Origin of the sequence: Xenorhabdus entomophaga, from assembly GCF_037996725.1 — a bacterium.
Classification (GTDB): Bacteria; Pseudomonadota; Gammaproteobacteria; order Enterobacterales; family Enterobacteriaceae; genus Xenorhabdus; species Xenorhabdus khoisanae.
In genome coordinates this window covers 1-201 of record NZ_JBBMXH010000594.1, presented here as the reverse complement: position 1 = coordinate 201, position 201 = coordinate 1, and the positions used below count along the sequence as shown (strand labels likewise).

The 201-nt window shown below is 44.8% G+C and carries 1 protein-coding gene; it reads right to left on the bottom strand.

Annotation, left to right across the window (positions count from 1 at the left end; genetic code table 11):
- Window positions 1–19: 19 nt before the first annotated feature.
- On the bottom strand, window positions 20–201 hold a 182-nt coding region (locus AAC854_RS24180), incomplete at its 5' end, for a type II toxin-antitoxin system HicB family antitoxin (RefSeq protein ID WP_340619239.1).

Sequence of the window (201 nt, the reverse complement as noted above, 5' to 3'; positions counted from 1 at the left end):
GCCCGGTGGCCTTTAACATTTAGGGATGAGCAATTTCTTTTCGTGCCAATTCAGCCAGAAAAGCAGAACGGTTTTTATAGTGACCGTTTCGCTCAATATAGCGGTCTATCGCAGTTAACAAATTGCCGGGCATAGTCAAGTTGAACTTGATGGCCTTTGATTCGTATTTCGCGGGGTCTAATTCAATCAGCGCAATCATCC